This window comes from Mycolicibacterium madagascariense (assembly GCF_010729665.1).
In the GTDB taxonomy this organism is placed as follows: domain Bacteria; phylum Actinomycetota; class Actinomycetes; order Mycobacteriales; family Mycobacteriaceae; genus Mycobacterium; species Mycobacterium madagascariense.
The window spans coordinates 3,738,969-3,756,896 of record NZ_AP022610.1 but is presented as its reverse complement, the minus strand read 5'-3'; the positions used below and the strand labels follow the sequence as shown (position 1 = coordinate 3,756,896).

The window sequence follows — 17,928 nt, the reverse complement described above, 5'->3', positions numbered from 1 at the left end:
CCTCCCTCGTCAGTCCTCCATCTGGTGCGCGCGGGCCCTCGTGTGCGGAGACATCTTGTGTGCGATGACCGACCAGTTGACCGAGCAGCGCGCCGCGATCTCGGCGAGCTGAGCCTGGCGGTGGCGCGGCGTCGCGGCCATCAGAGCGGCTACGTCGACGTCCTCGACGGCGTGAAGGTGCAACCAGCGCAACAGCTCTCGGCCGGAATCCGACATGCGCAGTGCGGGATCCCGGGACAGCGATGCCAGCAGCGGGCGCACCGACATCGACGGCTCCGCGCCCACGTGTGACGCCCCGGCGGGTGACCGGCTCTGGGTGGCGGGGGGCCGCCCGGTGGCCCGCCTCGCCCGGTTCGCACACCCGACGGGGTCCTCACCGCGGCTGAGCCGGTTGCGGACGTCCCGCACGGTGTTCGGCGAGATCCCGGCGTGCTTGGCGACCGTGCGCAACGAGCTCTTGGGATGCGCGGCAAGGTATTCGGCGGCAGCCCTGCGGCCGGCCGCCGAGTCGATGGGCCGGACCCGCCCGTCCCGGCCCGTTCGACTGTCGACGACGGGAACCTGGTCGGAGTGGCCGCGGATGGTCCGGATCGTCTTCGCCGACAGGCCCACCAACCGCGAGATCGAACGATCCGACCAGTGCGGATGACTGTGCACGATGCGGGCTGCGGCCTGCCGACGGTCCGCCAGGGACAGGGGGAGACCGTCACCGAGGTTGACCGCGACGGCCACCACGAAGGCCGACTCGCGCGAGCCGTCCAGCAGTACGGCCTCGATCATGGTCTGGCCCTTGGCCCGTGCGGCCTGCACCCGATGCAGCCCGTCGACGATCTCCATGGTGGCGCGGTGCACGAGGATCGGCGGCAGCGGTGTCTGGCAATCGATCAGCAGGGCGGTGTGCTCGGGGTCCTCACCGCTGGTGCGCGGCGAGTCGCCGACGCGCAGGGACGCGATCTCGACGAGCTCGGGGGCGCCCGACGTGACACCGAGGTCGGCGAGGCCGGCGACGTGCAGCGGGGGAATGGATCCGAGTGCGGTCATCGGAGGGGTCGGCTGGGGTCTGTCGATCGTCGTCATCGGTGAACCTCACTGCCGCCTGTCACGCTGGCGGCACATGCGTTGGCGCCGAGACGCACGAGCTCTGGCAAACCCCGGCGACCACCCGGACGACGGTCGGTGACGGCGGCTGGGGTGCCGGTCACGGCCACGACGCGAGGAGCTCCCGCGGGGACGCCACGGGACCCGCTCTGGGCACGGGCGCGTCGGACCGATGGCGCATCGCGTCCAAAGCCGTGCCGTCCAAGGGTTTCCGAGATGTCCGCAGCGATGGTCACGATAGGCGGCATGTCAGCAGGCTAGGCCCGCTCTGCGCCGACAACCATCGTGCAGATGCCCAGAAATACCGACGGACTCCTGGTGCATCGGCCTAGTAAGTGCGCGGCCGGGCGATTGTGGCAAAGGAAAACGGCAAACGCTCGGGGCCGTTCATCGCACGATTGCGACCTCGCCGGCGCCCTCGCTGGCGTCCGCTCAGAGGCGACGGAGCGTGACGATGGTGACGTCGTCGTCGGTGTCGCCAGAGGCCATGGCCGTCGAGATCCACGACGCGGACGCGTCACTCGCGCCGCCCAGTGTCTCGGCCAACCGGTCGAGGCCGTCGTCGATCGTCGCGTGGCGGCGTTCCACCAGGCCGTCGGAGTACATCACCAACCCGTGGCCCGGCTCGATGGTGAAGGTGCTCAGATGGTGCGTGCGTCCGCGCGCCCCGATCGGCGACGACAACCGGATCGGTGCGGAGACGGCCGAGGACGCGTTGGTGATGAACGGCATCAGGTGGCCCGCCGACGCGGCCTCCACGTGACCGGACTCGAGGTCGATCCGCGCGGCGATGACGGTGGCGAAGGTGCGCGACATCATGTGTTCGCTGAACTCGTTGAGCTTCGTCAGCGCGGTGGCGGGATCGTCACCGCTGAACAGGCGCGCCCGCAGGACGTTGCGCAGCTGCGCCATGGTGCCCGCCGCGATGAGGCCGTGGCCTGCGACGTCGCCGATGAGCACGGCCAACCGGCCGTCCCGCAGCACGAACGCGTCATACCAGTCGCCGCCGACGCGGCCCCCCGCCGCCGACTCGTAGTGCGCGGACAGCTGCCAGCCCGCGAGGGTCGGGATGGACTGGGGCAGCAGGCTGCGCTGCATCGTCTCGGCCATCCGCAGCGCGCCCCGCGTCCGGCGGTACAGCGACTCGACGAGGTGCCCGCGCAGCGTCTCGGCGGACTCGGTCTCGGTCCGCGACCACGGCTCGCTGCGCAGGTGCACGATCTCGCGCCACCGCTCGAAGGACTTGCGCGGGCTCAGGCGCACGTCGTCGCCTTCGCTGACGGCGATGGCCTTGTTGTGCGGATCGCCGCCCCAGTCGACCGAGCGCAACACCTCGCTGCGGAACCAGACGACGAACTGCCCGTCGGGCAGGTTCAGCGCGAGTGCACCAGCGGCAAAGCGGGGGTCGAGGTCCAGCCCGGGTAGGTCGCCGGCCAGGTATTCCGTGCTGGCGACGTCCCCACCCTTATTCCGCGCCCAGCCCGCGACCGCCGCCACGACGTCGGGCGGTGGGACCGAACCCGACTCCCGGTACTCCCCGGCGAGCGCCACGACGACGCCGTCGGCGCGGACGAGGTCCAGCAGGTGGGGTGCGCCGAGCAGGGACGTGGTGAGGGGCGTGCCGTCGTCCGTCGTGGCCGCCGTCAGCGTGGACAGCACCGCCTGGGCGGCCAGCCGCTCGCGCAGCCGGTCGTCCTCGAACTGGTCGACCAGGCGCAGGGAGAGCGTCGACCCCAGGAACTCGGCGGCGGCCCGGCTCCCGTAGGGCGGTAGGTGCGGACCCGCGTAGTGGTGGCACGCGATCAGCCCCCACAGCCGTCCGCGCCGCAGCAGCGAGATCGACATGGAGGCGTGCACGCCCATGTTGTGCAGGTATTCCAGGTGGATCGGCGACACGCTGCGCAGCGTCGCGTGCGTCAGGTCGAGGGGCGCTCCGGTGTCGGGGTCCATGTCGGGCACCAGCGGCACCGGGGTGTAGGCGACGTCGGAGATCAGCCGCAGCCAGTTCTTCTCGTAGAGCGCACGCGCCTGGGCCGGGATGTCGGAGGCGGGGTAGTGCAGGCCGAGGAAGGAGTTGAGGTCCTCGCGCTTGGCCTCGGCGACGACCTCGCCGTTGTAGTCCTGGTCGTAGCGGTAGACCATCACGCGGTCGAAGCCGGTCAGGTCGCGCACGGCGCGGGCGGTGGTGTCGTACAACTCGGTGAGCGTGTCGGCCCGGTTCAGGTCGTCGACCGACGTCCGGACCGCTTGGTAGGTGTTGGGGAAGGAGAAGGGGCGCTCGCCGTAGGCGATCTCCAGTTCGACGACGAGCGAACCGCCCGGTTCGCGGTGCAGGATCGCGTCGAACGCCCTCGGTACGCCCGCGACGTCGATGACGAAGTCCAGGGGGTTGCGCTGGCGCAGGTCGCTGAAGTTCGACGCCGCATGTCGGATCCGAGCGGCCTGGTCGGGGCCGACGAGCACCGATAGCTCCCGCCCGAGCACGTCGTCGAGGGCCTTGCCCAGCACGTCGCCCACGTTCGCGCTGATCTGGCGAATGCGCAGGTCGGGCTCGTCCACGACGGCGAGCACACCCCGCGGCTGGATGCTGCCGGGGACGTGGATGGGCTCGCGCGCGCAGTTGTCGAGGTCGATGGGCGTGCCGACGGGAACGGGCTCGTCCGTCATGCGCTCGACGGGGTGGGTGCGAAGGTGGCCAACAGTTCACGTCTCCAGGTCGTCAAAGTAGGCTCGCCCTTTGCTGGACCAGTTCAACCGCGGTGCGTACCTCCCCGTCGGCGCATGCGTACCCCGTGCGCGACCGTGGGGGTCGTCGAATGAACTGTAATGCCCCCGGTCGCTGGCTGGATACGGGTGGCACGGGCGGAACCGTACGCTGCTGGCATGGCCGACACAGACGTTTGGGACGTCGTCATCGAGGAACCCGTCGACGGCACCGTCGCCGACGGCGACACCGACCGGATCGCGATCGTCAAGAAGACCGAGGTGGAGGCTCGCCAGGCGTTCGCCGAGGCGGTGTCGATCGCCGATCGCTACGGCTACCGCAGCGTGGAGCTGCGACGCAACGGCGGCACTGCCGAACGCTGGCCGTCGACCGGGTAGCGCCGCCCTCGGCCGGTCCGCTCGTGCAATTCGCAGCAAGTCGACGGCGGAGTTCCAGCATCACGTCAAGGGGCCCGGGCACCATCGCGGGATGGCGCTGCCGGGAACCCTGCCTCAGGATTCCCGTGGTCGCGTCCTCATCGTGCACCGCAACGACGACGTGGTGGACCTGCTGTCGACCAGCCTCTCCTTCCGCGGCTTCGAGATCGACACGGCCAGTGACGCGGCCGAGGCGTTCGACCGGGTCTACCTCGCCAGGCCGGCGGCGGTGATCCTCGACGTCGAGCTCCGGGACATGCACGGCATCGAGGTGTTGCGGCGACTGCGCGCCGACGGCGTCGACTCCGCGGTACTGCTCGTGACGGGCCGGGAAGCGCTGCAGGACAGGATCACCGGGCTCAACGCCGGCGCCGACGACTGCCTCAGCAGGCCGTTCGGCGTCGACGAATTGATCGCCCGGCTCGACATCGTGTTGCGCAGGACCGCGCCCCGTCGCGTCACGCGCCGGCTGGTGGTCGCCGATCTGGAGGTCGACGAGCAGAGCCGCACGGTGACGAGAGCCGGTGTGCCCGTACCACTCTCGCCCACCGAGTTCACGCTGCTGCAGTACCTCGTGATCAAGGCGGGCACGGTCGTCAGCAGGCAGGACATCGTGGACTACCTGTCGCGCCACCTGCACGTCGACAAGGACGTCCACCTCGACTCCCACATGTCGCACCTGCGCCACAAGGTCGACGTGAACGAGGAGGACAGTCTCATCCACACCGTGCGTGGCCTGGGATACGTTCTGCGCCAACCACATGCGCACAAGCCGGAGGATCATCCGGACGTCTCCGTCGACGGGCTGTCCGAGGCGTGGTGACGCGGCCCGTCCGGAGCGTGTCGTGGTTGATCGTGCTGGCGGTGGCGTTCGTCGGTCTCGCGGTGCTGGCCCACCTCGACGCAAGCGGAACCGGCCTGGATCACCGGGTCCTGGGTTGGGTGGCGGGTCGCCGGTGCCAGGGGCTGACGACGGCTGCCGGGGTGACGACGACCCTGGCCAGTCCGACCGCGACGGGTCTGCTCGCCGCGGTCGCGGCCCTGGCGTGCTGGCGACGGCGGCGCGCGGTGCGCCCGGCGGTGGTCGTGCTGGGAACGGTCCTGATCGCGAACGGGCTCGCGGTGGTGTCGAAGCGCCTCGTCGCCGAGCAGCGGCCGCCGGGGTCGCGCGCGTTCCAGCTCGGCATCGCCCACTCCTTCCCGTCGGGGCACGTCACCGGCACGCTCGCACTGTTCGGGATCGTGGCGGTCGTCGTCGGCCGTGCCGGGACCGCGGCCGTCCGGACGGCGCTGGCCGCAGTGGCCGTCGCGGCGACGTCGGTGGTCGCGCTGAGTCGGCTGTACCTCGGCGTGCACTGGGTGACCGACGTCGCGGGCGGGTTGCTGCTTGGAGGCGCGGCCGTCCTCGCCGGATCGATGGCGTGCGACCGCCGCGAGGCCCGCCGCCCGGTGGTTCAGGCCATGCGATGACCGGCGGTCTGCCACGGCGCGAGCGCCCGGTGCGGGCCCCGCAGGTGTGCCAGCGCGCGTGACGCCGCGGCGGCGTCCATGCGGGCACTCGCCCGGACGGCGTTCCTGCGCAATGTGATTGAGCGGGGGAGACCATGGCGAGCGTGGCGCTGCCGAACATCGCCAGGCCGTCGGCGGTGCGGGCGAGCAGGTCCGAGACGGCGGCGTGTCGGGCGCAGGCCGGCGCGGGTCAGCGCTTCAGGAGGGCGCGCCGCGCGTGGCGCCAGAAGGGACGGCCCACGATGGCGGTGGCGCCGGAGGCGATGAGGATGACGGCGGCGTCCACGCTCTTGCGTCCGTCGGAGCTCCAGTAGACGTTCTTGAGGTCGAGCAGCAGCGCGAACTCGTCGACGATCAGCGCCAGCGCCGACCCGTACGCCGTGGCGGTGGCGGGGTGGCGACGCCGACGATCGGAGCCGCGCAGCCCGACGGCGCCGACACCGCTGAGGAGCGCGATGCCGAGGTTGTAGTGGTGAAAGTGGTGGCCTCCCACGCTCATTCCGCCACCCCGCGGGCCGTGGCCGTCGCGGATCCAGTGGGTGAGGAGGCGCACGCCCACGAACGTGGCGGTGAACGAGGCCCAGGAGATGACGAGCGCCTGATCTTGCGGATCGAGCTGGCGGTGCCACGCCTGCTCGACGCGTGCCAGCCGTCCTTCGGGCTCCGGGCCGTCGTGGCGCGGGCCGGCCGCGGTGGCGGGAACGGTCGAGGCCGTGGTGGACCCGTTGGTCGAGGTTGCCATGCGATCACTCCCAGGCGATGCGTCGTCGCATCTCATCGGACACCGTAGCGTGCGCCGGCCGCGGTGGTGGGAGCGTTTGCTGTCGGTGTGCTGTCAGCTCGGCTCCGGCGAGCTGACCCCGCGTCGGTCGTCGACGGCGAACGCCTCGGTGATCTCCTTCGGGCCGAAGGGCCAGGTGTGTTCGGCCTTCGCGTAGATGGCGAAGGCGATGCAGCCGATGGCGATCCAGCCCAGCGACAGGCCGATCGACAGCCACGTCGACGAGACGTAGACGTACACCCAGCCGGCCAGGGCGATCACCGTCGGCACGGGGTAGAGCCACTGGCGGTACGGGCGTGGGAGATTCGGCTGCCTGCGCCGCAGGACGACGATCGCGGCGACCTGGGCGAGGGACTGGATGACGACCAGCGTTGCGACCGCGGCGTTGATGATCGTCGTCAGCGTGAACAGCGAACCGATGATGGTGATGACGCCCATGGTGAGCACGCCCGCGGTGGGCAGGTGCAGCCTGGGGTGCAGACGGGCGAACGCCGGCAGGAAGACCTTGTCGCGGGCGGCTTCGTAGGGCACGCGCGACCCGCCGAGCAGGCCCGCGAACACCGATCCGATCGCGGCGATGACGATGAGGACGGTGATCACCCGCGCGGCGGTCGACCCCCACGCCTGCTCCAGCACCGCCGAGGCGACCGACGTCGCGTTCTTGACCTGGTCGATGGGGAGCGACCCCAGCACGCCGATCTGCAGCAGGAAGTACAGGCCCATGATGCCGAGGATCGAGAACACGATCGAGCGGGGGATAGTGCGGCCCGGGTCGCGCATCTCGGCGCCGAGGTACGCGGTGGTGTTGTAGCCGAGGTAGTCGTAGATGGCGATGATGAGCCCGGCCCCGAGGCCCGCCCAGAAGGTGCCGCCCGAGCCGAACGCGCCCGGGGTGTAGTCGAACGCCTGCGCGCCGCTGAAGTGGCTGAACGCCGCGACGATCGTGCTGAGCACCGCAACCAGCATCACGACGAACAGGACGGTGGTGAGCTTGCCGATCTGCCCGATCCTGCGGAACAGCGCGGCCATGATGACCAACGTGATGCCGACGCCGATGATCTTGCCCAGCGCGGTGTTTCCGCTGCTGCTCGTCACCCCCGGGATGAGGTAGCCCAGGTATTGCACCAGCCCGATGATGCCGGTGGACATGATGAGCGGGATGAAGAGGACCGCGCTCCAGACGAACAGGAACGGCATGAGTCGACCGGTGCGGTACTGGAACGCCTCGCGCAGATAGACGTACGTGCCACCGGCACCGGGCAGGGCGGCGCCGAGTTCGGCCCAGATCAGGCCGTCGGCTAGGGCGAGGATCGCGCCGACGATCCAGCCGAACATGGCCTCGGGACCACCGATGGTGGCGACCATCGCGGGGATGGTGACGAAGGGGCCGATGCCGCACATCTGGGTCATGTTGATCGCGGTGGCCTGCAGCGGGCCGATCCGGCGTTCGAGCGCTGGTGCGCCGGCGGGTTCGGGGCGAGCGGGTGTGCTCATGCTGACCTCCACTGATCGTTAGGAAAGTTTCTTAACATAGATCGGCCGACTGTGGAAGAGTGCCAGCGGAAAGTTCTCGTGGATGAAACGGAGGGGCGGTGGTCGACCCGATTGCGCCGCGCGCCGGGACGCCGGCGAGCCTGCGCGCGCTCAACCTGCGGCTGGTGCTCGACCGCCTCCGCGACCACGGCGAGGCGACGCGCCCCCAGATCGCCGCCGACACTGGATTGTCGAAACCGACTGTCGGACAAGCACTTCTGGATCTGGAACGCTACGGGCTGGTGCGGGCGAGCGGACGGAGTGCGCCTCGTCCGGGCCGCTCGGCAGTCGTCTACCAGACGGCGCCCGACGCCGGCTACATCGTCGGGGTCGACGTCGGCAGGCGCGTCGTGCACGTCGCCGTGGCCGACCTCGACGGCACCGTCGTGGCGCGTTCGGAGGAACCCAACCGGAGCCGTTCGGGAGCCATGCTGTTGCACGCCGTCGCCGGGGCGGTCCACCGCGCCGTCGCGGCGGCCGGTCTGACGGGCGGCGACATCGTCGTGACGGTCGTCGGGACGCCCGGCATCCCCGACGCGGCCGCCGGGTCGATCCTGCGGTCGCCGAACCTGCCGGGCTGGGAGCGCCGCGGTCTGCTGCGGGAGTTGACGTCCGCGCTCGGCGCGCACGGCTCGGAGGTGGTGGTCGAGAACGACGCCAACCTGTGCGCGATCGGCGAGCACGCGCGCGGGGTGGCGCGCGGGGTGGACGTCGTGGCGTGCCTGATGGTCGGTACCGGCATCGGGTTGGGAATCGTCATCGGCGGCAAGCTCTTTCGCGGCGCGCACGGTGCGGCGGGGGAGATCGCCGACCTGCCGTTCGGGCAAGTTCCCGCCGGGGCCACGGCGCATCGGCCGGGTCCGATGGAGGTGGCGGCGGCGGGCCAGGCCGTGGTGTCGGCCGCCCAGGAGGCCGGCCTGAGCTCACCGACCGCCAAGGCGGTGTTCGACCTCGCCCGCGACGGTGACGCGCGGGCGCTGCGGGTCGTGGAGGCCGAGGCGGCGACGCTCGCGCACGTCGTGTCCGTGGTGACGACCGTGCTCGATCCCGGCCTCATCGTGCTGGCCGGCGGGGTCGGCCGCAACGCCGACCTGCTGGCGGGCCCGATGCGGCACGAGCTGGCGACGGTCGTGCCGCTGGTCCCCGAGATCGTCGGCGGGCATCTGGGCGACGACGCGGTCCTCGTCGGCGCCATCGCCACTGCCATGGAGACCGCCTGGGAACTGGTCTTCGAGCGGCGTGTCCTCGGTCGGCCGGCCGGGTCGTGATCGGTCGCGTCAGTCGATCGCGGTGATGCGGTCGACGACCGCGAGCAGCGCGTCGTCGGGAGGGGTGTGCTGCTGGCCCTCCAGGGCGCCGAACAGCGCGTTGTAGTAGAGGCCGTCACCCACCAACTTGACTGCGCGGGCGGCACTTTCGTCGCCGATGGCGTCGACCAGCGCGCTCAGCCAGTCCGCCGAGATCTTCCTGGCCGCCTGCTGGGCCGCGGTGAAGCCGGCCTGCTGCAACCGGGCGACGCCGACGATCGCGCGATCCAGCGGAGTGCCCGCGTAGTAGGACGTGCGGATGTAGTACCGGGCCGCTCCCTCCGGGGCGGCCCGCATGAGCCGAACGTCGGCGGCGGCCAGTTCGGTGAGGCGCTCGCAGAGACCGTCGGCAAGCCGGTCCTTCGACGGAAAGTGGTACAGCAGGCCGCCTTTGGATACGCCGGCGACGCGCGCCACCGCCTCGAGCGTGGCGTGGCGTTCACCCTCGAGGGACAGCAGTTCGGCGAACGCATCGAGGATCCGGTCGCGTACCTGATTCATCGTCGGAAGCTTAGCCAGCGATGGGCGCGCGGACGGTGCCGTCGAGGCCGATGCGCTGTTCACGCCCGGCTACTGTACCGTCTGGACGGTATACGGGCGGGTCGACGTTCGGAGGTGGCGGGTGCGGGGCTACGTCGCGCTGCTGCGCCTACCCGGCGTGCTGGGGGTCACGGCGTCCCAGCTGTTCGCCCGGTTGCCACTCGGTGTCCTGTCGCTCGCGGTGCTGCTGCACGTGCAGACGCGGTCGGGGTCCTACGCCCTGGCCGGCGCCGTCGTCGCCTGCGTCAGCATCGGGGAGGCCATCGCCATGCCCGTCACCGGACGCCTCGCCGGCCGGTTCGGGATGGCCAGAACCCTCCTGACGACGGCCGCGGTCAACGCGGCCGCCACGGTCGCGCTGGCGCTCGCCGGCCCGAAGACGCTGCTGATCCCGCTGGGGTTGGTCGTCGGTGCGTCGATTCCGCCGATCATGCCCGTCCTGCGGGCGCTCTACCCGCAGCTGGTGCCACCCGACGCGCTGCGCGCGCTGTTCGCCCTGGACACCACCGCCCAGGAGTTGATCTGGATCATCGGTCCCGTCATCGCGACGCTGCTGGCGTCGGCGGTCTCCACCGCGCTGCCCCTGCTGCTGTGCGCGGTGATCACCGTCGGGGGCACGGGATGGCTGCTGGCCAACCGGCCCATGCGCACGCTGCACGTCGAGCCGAGCGCGTCGTCGTTCGGTCGGGCCCTGAATGCGCGTGCCGTGATCCTGGCGATGGTGGCCAGTGCCACGCTGGTCGCCTCGTTCATGGCACTGGAGGTCGGCGTCGTCGCGGACTACGGACCCGACCAGGCACTGGCGGGCGTGGCGCTGGCCGTCTCGGGCGTCGGATCGCTCGTCGGCGGCCTCGTGCTCGGGCATCGCCGGCTCTCGGTGCGCGGACTCGTCCTCGTCCTGACGGTGGTCGTCGTCGGGACCGCGTGCTCGGGACTGGCGCCCGACCGCATCCTGCAGGTCATCGCGCTGTTCTTCGCCGGCTTCGGTTTCGCCCCGTCGATGTCGACGCTGTACGTGGCGGCGTCGCGTGCGGTCGAGGCGCACGCCGCGCCCGAGGTCTTCGGGTGGCTCACCACCGCGAGCCTGGCGGGCGGGGCGTCGGGCACGGCCCTCGCCGGCGTCACCAACGACGCCTTCGGTACGGCCGGTTCGTTCGCCGCGGCGACGCTGCTGGCGCTCGTCGCCGCCGTCAGCCCGGTGCTGGCGACCCTGCGCGGGCCGATGCCGGAGCTGTCCGCGTAGCGCCCGCTACGACGGCTCGTCGGCGGCGGCCGCCTGCGCGACCGGTGTGCGGGGCATGGCGAACACCGCGGCGGCCGTCGCGGCGGCGACCACCACCACGCCGAGGAACACCGCGGCCGAGCCCGCCTGAATCGCGACCGGGCCGACGGCGCGGATGTCGCCGGGACCGAAGATGGAGTTCGCGATCGCACCGAAGACGGCCACCCCGACGGCGCTGCCGAGGGAGCGGGCGAACATGTTGTTGCCCGTCACCACACCCCGCTCGTGCCACCCGACGCTGGACTGGGCCGCGATCAGCGTCGGCACCGCGAGCAACCCCATGCCACCGCCGATCACCAGACACGCCGTGGCCACCACCGCGACGACGGGATGGTGCGCCATGGCCGCCAGGACCATCGAGCCGATGATCACCAGCGTGACGCCGATCGCGGCCGTGGTCTTGAAGCCCCACCGCAGGTAGAACCGTCCGGCGATGGCCGCGGTGGCGGGCCAGCCCAGCGTGAGGGCGGCCAGCGCGAGACCGGCGATCAGGGGCGCGATGCGCAGCGAGCCCTCCAGATAGGTCGGCACGTAGGACGTCAACCCCATGAGGATGGCGCCGACGCCGAACGCCACGATGGTGGTCACGCACAGCAGTCGCCGCGAGAACACCCACAGCGGCAGGACCGGCTCGGGGGCGCGTCGCTCGACGAGGACGAAGGCGACCAGCAGCACCGCGCCCGCGACGAACGCGCCGATGCTGGGTGCCGACGCCCAGGCCCAGCTCTGCCCGCCGCCGAGGACGCCGAGCACCAGCGACGTCATGGCCAGGGCCAGGAGCAGGGCGCCGAGGGAGTCGACCGATCGGTGGCGCCGGACGATCGCCTCGTGGAAGTGACGATTGAACATCCACGCCGCCACCAGGCACAGCGGGATGTTGATGAGGAACACCCCGCGCCAGATGCCCAGCTGGGAGAAGACGCCGCCCAGCATTGGACCGACGACCGACGAGATGGCCCACACGCTGGCGAGGTAACCCTGCACCCTGGCGCGCTCGGCCACCGTGTAGACGTCACCGACGATCGTCATCGCCGTGGGTTGGACCGCGCCCGCGCCGAGACCCTGCACGGCCCGAAAGATGATCAGCGCCAACATGTTCCACGCCACCGCGCACAGGATCGACCCCAGCAGGAACAGCGCGATGCCCAGCAGCATGATCGGTCGGCGGCCGTAGACGTCGGACAGCTTCGCGTAGATGGGCGTGGTGACCGCCTGGCCCAGCAGATACGCCGAGAAGAGCCAGGGGAACTGGTGGAAGCCGCCCAGCTCGCCGACGATCGAGGGCACCGCGGTGGCCAACACCGTCGAATCGATGGCGACCAACCCGGTGCTGAGCATCACTGAGATGAGGACCGGTCCGCGTTCGGAGCGGAACCCGACCGCAGCCGTCGCTGTCGAACTCACGAGGTCATCCCTCGAACACGCCTACCTCGTCTGGCCACTGACACGACGCTACCGTTCCCCTCCACCCGCCCGGCAAACCACGGGTGGGGCTCAGCGCAGATCGGTCAGCGCCGCGTCCAGACTGGCGTAGAGCGGAACCACCTGATCGACGCCCATCATCGTGATCGGGCGGCTGGTGCCCGGCCCGTCGGCCACCACACCGAGTTCCTTGCCGACGTCCCCGGCGGCGCCGTGCCCCTCGAGCAGCACCGTCATGCCGGCCGACGCCAGGAACTCGAGCTCGGAGAGGTCGACGACGATGGCGGTGTAGGGGTCGTGCAGGCTGTCGGCGATGGCGGCGGACAGCACCGGCGCGGTGCTCAGGTCGAGGGCGCCGCGCACGGTCAGGATGCGGATCCCGGCCTTCGTCGACGGCTGCACGTCGAGGTTCGGCCCCGGCGCCGCGGCGGAATCGTCCACGGGCTCAACCTAGCCGCGACGCGCGCGGCCCGCCGCCGAGTGTCAGTCCCGCACCGACCACGACGTCGCGAACCGACGGTCGAGCCCCGCGATGAGCTCGTCGAGGTAGAGCAGCTCGGCCTCCATCGAGGCCACCTGCGCACGCAGGTGCGTGACCGCCGACGCCGAACCGGACGTCAGGCAGCGGGCCATCTCGTCGCGGTGCTCGGCGACGTGCGCGGCGACCTGCTGACGCTCGTCGACGAGGGTCCCGCGGAAGTAGGCCGCCTGCATCGCGTCCGCCGCCAGGCCGTCGTCACCGGGCAGGCGTGCCGCAGCAGTCGTCATCGACGAACCGTAACGCGGCTCCTCTCGACGCGCTCGCGATGGTGGCCTTCGGCGTCGGTCGTGTCGACTCCGGGGCCCGGGGCGCGACGCTTTTCGCAAACTCGATGGCAACGGTCCGTTGCTGCCTTAGTCTGACGGCCGACGAGAGGAACGCGATGACGGCAGTGGTCTCGAAGGCAGCGGTCTTGGTGGTGCTGGCGCTCGGCATGGCCCTCGGTGTCGCACCGTCCGCGTCGGCCAGCGAGGCCTCCTACGTCGACCGGTTGGAGTCGCAGTTCCCCTTCCTGACCCCGGCGCAGCTGCTGCCCGAGGGACACAAGGTGTGCCGGTTCGTGAGCGCCGGGCGTCCCGTCGGCGACGCGATCCCGATGATCGTCAAGGACCTCGCCGTCACCGTCGCCGTGGCGTTCGAGATCTCGGCGGCCGCCGCCGAGGAGCTCGGCTGCTGACACCGGCGCGGCGCCGGTAACGATTCACCGCCCGAACGATTGCGAATCGATTCTGGGTCGGGGTCTGGTCCCACGGGCAAATTAGGGTGGCGTGGTGCACCGCCGAACGGCCCTCAAACTTCCACTGGTGTTGGCAGCCGGGGCCGCGCTGGCGCAGTTGCCGCTGGCCTCAGCCGATACGGGCAGGTGGTCGGCCGAGCGGGCCAACAGCTGGTATCAGCAACAGGGTTGGCTGGTCGGTGCCAACTACATTCCGGCAAACGCGATCAACCAGATCGAGATGTTCCAGCAGGGCACCTATGACCCGTCGCGCATCGACGCGGAGCTGGCGTCGGCGAGGGTCGTCGGCTTCAACAGCGTGCGGGTCTTCCTGCACGACCTGCTGTGGGCGCAGGACAGCGGCGCCTTCCAGCGACGGCTCAACCAGTTCGTCGGCATCGCCGCGAGCCACGGCATCAAGCCCCTCTTCGTGCTGTTCGACTCGTGCTGGGACCCGCATCCGAAGTTGGGACCCCAGCACGCACCGGTCGTCGGCGTGCACAACTCCGGATGGGTCCAGAGCCCGGGCGCGGATCGCATCGACGATCCGCGCTACGCGGCCACCCTGCAGCAGTACGTCACCGGGGTGATCGGTCAATTTCGCAGTGATCCACGGGTCCTGGGATGGGACCTGTGGAACGAGCCCGACAACCCCGCGAAGGTGTACCGCAAGACCGAGCGGGCCGACAAGGTCGACGTGGTAACCGCCCTGTTGCCCAGGGTGTTTCAGTGGGCCCGCGCTGTCGACCCGGTGCAGCCGTTGACCAGCGGCGTGTGGCAGGGCGCGTGGGATGCGGGCAGCCGCAGTGCGATCGCCGGCATCCAGCTCGACAACTCCGACGTCATCACGTTCCACTCCTATGCCAAGCCGGCCGAATTCGAGTCGCGCATCGCCGAACTCGCGCCGTTGGGTCGGCCCATCATGTGCACCGAGTACCTCGCCCGACCCCTGGGGAGCACCGTCGAGGGCATCCTGCCCGTCGCCAAGCAGCACAACGTCGGTGCCTTCAACTGGGGGCTGGTCGCCGGCCGGACCCAGACCTACCTGCCGTGGGATTCGTGGGACCACCCCTACGCCAGTGCCCCGAAGCTCTGGTTCAGCGACCTCCTGCAGCCCGACGGACGCCCCTACCGCGACAGCGAGATCCAGACGATCAGGAACCTGACGAGCGCACCCGTCGTGAACGGCTAGCGCGGGCGGTTGCGCCAGGCCCGATACCCCCGGTGCGCGGCGAAGGCGCCCACCACGGCGGTCACGCACCACACCGCGATCGCGGCGTAGACCAGCGGAGCGGAGAGGTCGGCGATGGACGCGCCGAGCGCGGTGTAGACGAACGCGCGCGGCGCCGAGCCGACGAAGGCGCCAACGGCCATCTGCCACAGGGGAATTCCGAAGGCACCGAACGCGTAGGACGCGAGCGCGTCGGAGACGCCCGGCACGAAGCGTTGGCCGACGACGGCCCACAGTCCGCGCTTCTGGACGAGTGCGTCGAGGCGCTCGGCGCGGCGGGCGCCGAGCAGTTCCCGCGCACTGTCGCGGCCCGCGCGCCTGCCGACCTGGCTGGTGACGACCGCCGTGCCGACCGCGGAGAACAGCGTCACGAACGTCCCCAGCACCGGACCGAACAGCACGCCGCTGCCTGCGGCGAGGATCGACCCCGGCACGAAGATCGCGCCGAGGCAGGCCGACAGCACGACGTAGGTCAGCGCGGCGGCGGGCCCGGTCGCGGCGACGACGCGCCGCACGTCGTCCACGTCGACGATCCGGCTGACCGCCACCAGGTAGAACAGCCCGAGCAGGAACAGGGCGAACACCGCGAGCCGGATGACGTGCCGCCGTCGCGAGGGCGCGGGGGCGCCGTCGCCGCGATCGGGATCGTCGTCGGTCACTACCAGTTGCTCGGGGAGTAGTCCTTCAGGAAGCAGCCGTGCACGTCCTCACCGGATTCGCCGCGCACGATCGGGTCGTACACGCGCGCCGCGCCGTCGACGAGGTCCAGCGGGGCGTGAAAACCCTCGTCCGCCAGGCGCATCTTGGTGGGGTGCGGACGCTCGTCGGTGATCCAGCCCGTGTCGACGGCCGTCATGAGGATGCCGTCGCGCTCGAGCATCTCGGCGGCGCTGGTGCGGGTGAGCATGTTCAGCGCGGCCTTGGCCATGTTGGTGTGCGGATGCCCCGGGCCCTTGTAGGCCCGGCTGAACTGACCCTCCATCGCCGAGACGTTCACGACGTACTTGCGGCGGGCGGTCGAGGCGGCCAGCGCCGGGCGCAACCGGCTGACCAGGATGAAGGGCGCGGTCTGGTTGCACAGCTGCACCTCGAGCAGCTCCATCACGTCGACCTCGTGGACGCGCTGGGTCCAACTGTTGACCGCCGCCGTGTCGGGCAGCAGGCCCCCGGCGTCGATGGCGGTGCCTGCCGCGACGCGGGCGGGCGACGCGCTGCAGGCGGTGAGCGCCAGCTCGGTGAGTGCGTGCGGCGCCCGATGCTGGGCGAGGCTGCCGGCCAGCGCCGCGGGGTGGGCGTCGCTGACGTGGTCGAACGTGACGACGTCGACCAGCTCGGCCGGTGACCTGCGCTCCGCCTCGACGAGTGCCGCATAGGACCCGGGGGAGCGGCGCACCGTCTGGGCGGCGTTGTTGATCAGGATGTCCAGCGGCCCCTGCTCGGCCACGGCGTCGGCGAGCGCCACGACCTGGGCCGGGTCGCGCAGGTCGATGCCCACCACCCGCAGGCGGTGCAGCCAGTCGGCGCTGTCGGGCATCGCGGTGAAGCGTCGCACCGCGTCGTGGGGAAAGCGCGTCGTGATCGTCGTGTGCGCCCCGTCGCGCAGCAGCCGCAGCGCGATGTACATGCCGATCTTCGCGCGGCCGCCCGTGAGCAGCGCGCGGCGTCCGGTCAGATCGGTGCGGGCCTCGCGCTTGGCGCGGTTGACGGTCGCGCAGCCGGGACAGAGCTGGTGGTAGAACGCGTCGACCTGGGTGTAGTGGTTCTTGCACGCGTAGCAGGCGCGCGATCGCAGCAGGGTCCCGGCGGTGGCGCCCGCGGTGGTGGAGACCAGTGGCAGGCCGCGGGTCTCGTCGTCGATCCGACCGGGGGCGCCGGTGGCGGTGGCGGCGATGACGGCGCGGTCGGCGGCGGTCACCGCGGACCGTTTGGCGTGCCGCCTGGCCTGCTTGACGGCCTTGAAGAGGCCTGCGGTGGCGCGACGCACGGCGACGGCGTCGGGGTGCTCCGGTGGCAGCGATTCGACCTGCGACAACACCGCGAGGCACGTGCTCAGTTCGTCGGGATCGATCGCGCTCACGCAGGAAGAGTACTGGCCGTCGGCCGGTGTCGAGCTGCACCGCTGCCCGGGTGAGCGCGGTGAACCCCGTGCGGCGTGGAACGGACGCAGGCCCGTTGCCGTGCCATCATGGGGCATGTACGTGCCCGCGCACTTCGCCGCCACCGATGACGACGTTCGGGAGCTGCTGTCGCAGGGCAGCGCCGCCGACCTCGTCACCGCGGGCCCGGGCGGGCTCGAGGCGACCATGCTGCCGTTCGTCTACGACCACGAAAAGTGCTTGCTGCAAGGACATTTCGCGCGCAACAACGACCACTGGCGCACGATCGACGGTGCCGAGGCGATGGTCATCGTCCGCGGTCCGGACGCCTACGTCACGCCCGCCTGGTACGCGAGCAAGGCCGAGCACGGCCGTGTCGTGCCGACGTGGAACTACGTGACGGCCCACGTCCACGGCGTCGTGACCATCCACGACGACGTGGCCTGGCTGGACGACCTGGTCCGTCGGCTCACCGACGTCCACGAGCGCGACCGGCCCACCCCGTGGTCGGTCGACGACGCACCGGAGCGGTTCGTGGCCGGACAACTGCGGGCGATCGTCGGCGTCGAGGTGGCCATCACGCGCATCGACGCGAAGGTCAAGCTCAGCCAAAACCGACCGGCGGCCGACGTCGACGGTGTCGTCGCCGGCTTCTCCGCCGACGGGGACGCGCCCATGGCGGCGGCGGTGCGGGCGCACCGGCCGGTCTAGTCCGCCCGCAGTTTCGTCACA

General features: G+C 71.0%; 18 protein-coding genes. 8 read left to right on the top strand and 10 right to left on the bottom strand.

Annotation, left to right across the window (positions count from 1 at the left end):
* Positions 1-9: 9 nt before the first annotated feature.
* Together G6N60_RS17705 and G6N60_RS17700 are read right to left on the bottom strand one after the other, a co-directional pair.
* On the bottom strand, positions 10-1,077 hold the full coding sequence (locus tag G6N60_RS17705) for a ParB/RepB/Spo0J family partition protein (RefSeq protein ID WP_163739697.1): 1,068 nt from the start codon (positions 1,075-1,077) through the stop codon (positions 10-12).
* Between the two features lie 453 nt (positions 1,078-1,530).
* Positions 1,531-3,765: a SpoIIE family protein phosphatase gene (locus G6N60_RS17700; RefSeq protein ID WP_163739695.1), complete on the bottom strand. Its 2,235-nt coding sequence runs from the start codon at positions 3,763-3,765 to the stop codon at positions 1,531-1,533.
* 216 nt (positions 3,766-3,981) lie between these two features.
* Here G6N60_RS17700 and G6N60_RS17695 point away from each other — a divergent pair, with 216 nt between their 5' ends.
* From G6N60_RS17695 to G6N60_RS17685, 3 genes are all read left to right on the top strand, one after another.
* Positions 3,982-4,200: a hypothetical protein gene (locus G6N60_RS17695; protein WP_163739693.1), complete on the top strand. Its 219-nt coding sequence runs from the start codon at positions 3,982-3,984 to the stop codon at positions 4,198-4,200.
* 91 nt (positions 4,201-4,291) lie between these two features.
* Entirely contained in the window at positions 4,292-5,062 is a 771-nt protein-coding gene (locus G6N60_RS17690) for a response regulator transcription factor (RefSeq protein WP_163739691.1), read from the top strand.
* Positions 5,059-5,709, top strand: a complete 651-nt coding sequence (locus tag G6N60_RS17685; RefSeq protein WP_163739688.1) for a phosphatase PAP2 family protein — start codon at positions 5,059-5,061, stop codon at positions 5,707-5,709. Before G6N60_RS17690 ends, G6N60_RS17685 begins: the two co-directional genes overlap by 4 nt.
* Before the next feature lie 229 nt (positions 5,710-5,938).
* On the opposite strand, the gene G6N60_RS17680 is transcribed toward G6N60_RS17685, so the two are convergent.
* Positions 5,939-6,490, bottom strand: a complete 552-nt coding sequence (locus tag G6N60_RS17680) for a hypothetical protein (protein WP_246240812.1) — start codon at positions 6,488-6,490, stop codon at positions 5,939-5,941.
* 93 nt (positions 6,491-6,583) lie between these two features.
* The gene (locus G6N60_RS17675; RefSeq protein WP_163739686.1) at positions 6,584-8,023 is read right to left on the bottom strand and encodes an APC family permease; all 1,440 of its coding nucleotides are present in this window, start codon (positions 8,021-8,023) and stop codon (positions 6,584-6,586) included.
* A 98-nt stretch (positions 8,024-8,121) separates the two neighbouring features.
* Here G6N60_RS17675 and G6N60_RS17670 point away from each other — a divergent pair, with 98 nt between their 5' ends.
* Complete coding sequence (locus G6N60_RS17670) at positions 8,122-9,330, top strand: ROK family transcriptional regulator (RefSeq protein ID WP_163739685.1); 1,209 nt, start codon at positions 8,122-8,124, stop codon at positions 9,328-9,330.
* A gap of 9 nt (positions 9,331-9,339) precedes the next feature.
* Here the strand turns inward: G6N60_RS17670 and G6N60_RS17665 are convergent, their stop codons facing one another.
* A complete protein-coding gene (locus tag G6N60_RS17665; protein ID WP_163739683.1) occupies positions 9,340-9,870 on the bottom strand; it encodes a TetR/AcrR family transcriptional regulator in 531 nt (176 codons plus the stop codon).
* Positions 9,871-9,991: 121 nt separating this feature from the next.
* On the opposite strand from G6N60_RS17665, the gene G6N60_RS17660 reads away from it, so the two are divergent.
* The gene (locus tag G6N60_RS17660; RefSeq protein WP_163739681.1) at positions 9,992-11,152 is read left to right on the top strand and encodes an MFS transporter; all 1,161 of its coding nucleotides are present in this window, start codon (positions 9,992-9,994) and stop codon (positions 11,150-11,152) included.
* 6 nt (positions 11,153-11,158) lie between these two features.
* On the opposite strand, the gene G6N60_RS17655 is transcribed toward G6N60_RS17660, so the two are convergent.
* The 3 genes from G6N60_RS17655 to G6N60_RS17645 all read right to left on the bottom strand — a co-directional run bounded on the left by G6N60_RS17655 (position 11,159) and on the right by G6N60_RS17645 (position 13,381).
* Entirely contained in the window at positions 11,159-12,595 is a 1,437-nt protein-coding gene (locus G6N60_RS17655; RefSeq protein ID WP_246240811.1) for an MFS transporter, read from the bottom strand.
* 90 nt (positions 12,596-12,685) lie between these two features.
* Positions 12,686-13,054, bottom strand: coding sequence for an STAS domain-containing protein (locus G6N60_RS17650; RefSeq protein WP_246240809.1), 369 nt, complete (start codon positions 13,052-13,054; stop codon positions 12,686-12,688).
* 42 nt (positions 13,055-13,096) lie between these two features.
* Positions 13,097-13,381 carry a hypothetical protein gene (locus G6N60_RS17645; protein WP_163739678.1) on the bottom strand — a complete coding sequence of 95 codons (285 nt, stop codon included), beginning with the start codon at positions 13,379-13,381 and terminating at the stop codon, positions 13,097-13,099.
* A 155-nt stretch (positions 13,382-13,536) separates the two neighbouring features.
* On the opposite strand from G6N60_RS17645, the gene G6N60_RS17640 reads away from it, so the two are divergent.
* Together G6N60_RS17640 and G6N60_RS17635 are read left to right on the top strand one after the other, a co-directional pair.
* On the top strand, positions 13,537-13,830 hold the full coding sequence (locus G6N60_RS17640) for a DUF732 domain-containing protein (protein WP_163739676.1): 294 nt from the start codon (positions 13,537-13,539) through the stop codon (positions 13,828-13,830).
* A gap of 94 nt (positions 13,831-13,924) precedes the next feature.
* Positions 13,925-15,061: a glycoside hydrolase 5 family protein gene (locus G6N60_RS17635; protein WP_163739674.1), complete on the top strand. Its 1,137-nt coding sequence runs from the start codon at positions 13,925-13,927 to the stop codon at positions 15,059-15,061.
* Here the strand turns inward: G6N60_RS17635 and G6N60_RS17630 are convergent.
* Positions 15,058-15,759 carry a TVP38/TMEM64 family protein gene (locus G6N60_RS17630; RefSeq protein WP_163739672.1) on the bottom strand — a complete coding sequence of 234 codons (702 nt, stop codon included), beginning with the start codon at positions 15,757-15,759 and terminating at the stop codon, positions 15,058-15,060. The genes G6N60_RS17635 and G6N60_RS17630 overlap by 4 nt on opposite strands.
* A complete protein-coding gene (locus tag G6N60_RS17625; protein ID WP_163739671.1) occupies positions 15,759-17,177 on the bottom strand; it encodes an SDR family NAD(P)-dependent oxidoreductase in 1,419 nt (472 codons plus the stop codon). The genes G6N60_RS17630 and G6N60_RS17625 overlap by 1 nt, the downstream gene beginning before the upstream one ends.
* On the opposite strand from G6N60_RS17625, the gene G6N60_RS17620 reads away from it, so the two are divergent.
* The gene (locus G6N60_RS17620; protein WP_246240808.1) at positions 17,146-17,907 is read left to right on the top strand and encodes an FMN-binding negative transcriptional regulator; all 762 of its coding nucleotides are present in this window, start codon (positions 17,146-17,148) and stop codon (positions 17,905-17,907) included. The genes G6N60_RS17625 and G6N60_RS17620 overlap by 32 nt on opposite strands.
* Positions 17,908-17,928 lie beyond the last annotated feature (21 nt).